Origin of the sequence: Lysobacter enzymogenes (genome assembly GCF_017168095.1) — a bacterium.
Lineage (GTDB): Bacteria > Pseudomonadota > Gammaproteobacteria > Xanthomonadales > Xanthomonadaceae > Lysobacter > Lysobacter enzymogenes_D.
The window spans coordinates 1-2,689 of record NZ_LXSD01000604.1 but is presented as its reverse complement, the minus strand read 5'-3'; the positions used below and the strand labels follow the sequence as shown (position 1 = coordinate 2,689).

Annotated in this window: 2 protein-coding genes; both read left to right on the top strand. The window is 69.5% G+C overall.

Annotated features, from left to right (window positions below):
• The first annotated feature begins 760 nt into the window (after positions 1–760).
• Positions 761–2,059, top strand: coding sequence for a hypothetical protein (locus A7A76_RS23385; RefSeq protein WP_206413563.1), 1,299 nt, complete (start codon positions 761–763; stop codon positions 2,057–2,059).
• 69 nt (positions 2,060–2,128) lie between these two features.
• Positions 2,129–2,689, top strand: a 561-nt coding sequence (locus tag A7A76_RS23380; RefSeq protein WP_206413562.1) for a hypothetical protein, incomplete at its 3' end; no start/stop codon positions are given.

Here is a 2,689-nt window from a genome sequence, read left to right as displayed (position 1 = left end):
CTTGAGCAGCGCGCCGACCGGCGCGGCGGCGGCGCTCACCGCGCGCCCCGTTCGGCGCCGGCCGCGAATGCGGCGGCGGCCCGATTTTTCGTTCCGATTCCGTCGCAGACCCATGTCGCACTGCAACAAAACCACACAGTTCCGCGCTCCATAGCCGGCTCCCGAACAAAATACCGTCGAAAACCGTCAGATCGGCCCGTCGACCCAGTCGCAGATTTGAACAAAAAACTCTCGCCTAGTCACTGATTCAAGCGGTCGGTTTAGCCGCCGAAAATCCATCGAAAACACGTGTTGCAAGAGCAAAAAAACCCGTGATACCCAAGGCGCCGAGGATGTCGCATCGCAGCTCCGGTTTCACCGCCGATGCTGCGCCGGCATGCTCCGTCCGCGCAAGCGGGCGTCGCTTTCAACTCAACCAGGAAGTCTCGACATGAAGAAGATTTCGATCCTGAAAGTGCAGAAGCTGAAGACCACCTCGGTCGCCGCTTACCCGATCTGGTTCTGCCTGCCCTGGCCGCGCCTGTGACCTGAGCCGCGCCGGCGAACGGCCGCGTCCGTGCGGCTGCAGCGCCGGCGTGCGCATGAGCGGGCGCCGCCAAGGACTGGCGGACCTTCCACCACTCCAGCGAAGTTGCCGCGTCCGCGCAAGCGGCGCGCGCAGCGACGTCATGGTGCGCCCGCTTCATGTGCGACGTGAGGAAGCGGGCCGGCGAGCGATCGCCGGCCCGCTTGCGCCACACCGCAACCCGATGGCCCCGCGATGGCGAACAGCGACGACCAGACTTATTACGTGATCCCGCTGTCGGTGCAGCGCGAAGGCGAGGCCTATTACATCGGCAACGCCGAGCTGGGCGAGTTCTACGAGTTTCCCGAGGACGGGCTGCGCATCGTCGAGCGGCTGCAGGCCGGCGACAGCGTCGGCGCGATCAAGCGCGCGCTCGCCGCGCGTGCGGCCGACGGCGCCGATGCCGGCGGCGCGAATAATGAGAGAGTGAACACCGACGGCGCGAACGCGAACGGCGAGATCGCCGCCGGCGCGGGCGTCGCGGAAACCGTCGACGTCGACGACTTCCTCGCCCAACTGCGCGAGATCGGCTTCATCCTGCCGCCGCACGAGCGCGACGCCTACCAGCGCCGCGTGGACGAATCCGCCGCCGGCGACCGCCGCCTGTCGTTCCGCGCCAACACCGCGCTGGCGCGCGCGCTGTTCTCGCCGGCGACGCTGGCGCTGTACCTGGGCGTGCTGGCCTATGCCGGCTACAGCGCCTGGCTCGACCCGCGCCTGCGCCCGAACCTGCAAGCCTTCTATCTGGAACAGCACCTGACCCTGACCCTGGTCGCGCTGCTGGGCCTGTACTTCGTCACCACCATGCTGCACGAGCTCGGCCACATGCTGGCCGCGGCGCGCTACGGGGTGAGCTCGCGCCTGGGCATCGGCAACCGCTTGTGGGACCTGGTCGCCGAAGCCGACCTCACCGGCATCCTGTCGCTGCCGCGGCGCCAGCGCTACCTGCCGCTGCTGGCGGGCATGATGATCGACGTGCTCAACATCGCCCTGCTGAGCCTGGCCGTGGGCTGGCTGCTCGACCGCGGCGGCGACGCGTTCGTGGTGCAGTTGCTGCAGGCGCTGGTGCTGCAGTTGCTGATCACCCTGTCGTGGCAGTTCAACATCTTCCTGCGCACCGATTTCTATTACGTGGTGTGCAACTACTTCGGCCATCCCGACCTGGACCAGCAGGCGCGGCTGTACCTGCGCGACCGCCTGCACCGCTTCAGCGGCGGGCGCATCGGCGCGGCCGCCGCGCCCGGCGCGCTGGTGCCGCGCAACCTGGGCGTGCTGCGCGCGTTCTCGCTGCTGTGGGTGGCCGGGCGGATCTCGGCGCTGGCGCTGCTGGCGTTCGTGCTGATTCCGACCCTGACCCGCTACCTCGTGCGCGCCTACGACATCTTCGCCAGCCCGGCCGCGACCCGCGCCGCGGCGCTGGATGCGACCGCGTTCGCGGCCATTTCCGTCGCCCTGTTCGCCGCCGGCATGTACCTGTGGCTGCGGCGGCGCTGAACGTTCCATCGATCCGGCTTTCCGCGCACGGCTTTGCGCGCACAACTTTCCACGCATAAGGAGATTGCGATGACCCTCGACGCCGACGTCACTGCGCCCCTCGCCGCAACGCTGCGCCTGCGCCCGGCCGGCGCCGACGGCGCCGCGCCCGCCGGCGCGCCCGATCGCCGCTTCGCCATCGACGCCGATTTCCGCCACGGCGGCACCTGGGCCGGCGTCGCCGAACTGGCCGAACTGGCCTGGCGCGAGCTCGGCGAAAGCGGCCGCGACGATCTCATCGACGCCCACAACCCCGAACTGCACATGGCCCTGGCGCGCCATCGCGAGCGCATCGCGCTCAAGTACGCCTGCCTGACCGAAACCGCGCACGACGCCGAACGCACCCGCAATTTCCCGCTCGACCGCGCCTATCGCCTGGTCCACGGGCTGGTCGGGCTGATGCTGGACTGGAAGCGCGCGCTCGCGCCGCAGCAGCGCTGGCGGGTGGTCGTGTTCGGCTACGACCACGCCCAGCATCTGGCTACGCGCTTCTTCGCCGAACTGGCGCGGCGCGGCGCCGCGCACGGCATCGAGGTGATCGTGCACAGCGCGCTCGACGCCGAGGCGCTGGCGCAGCGCGCGCCGGGCCTG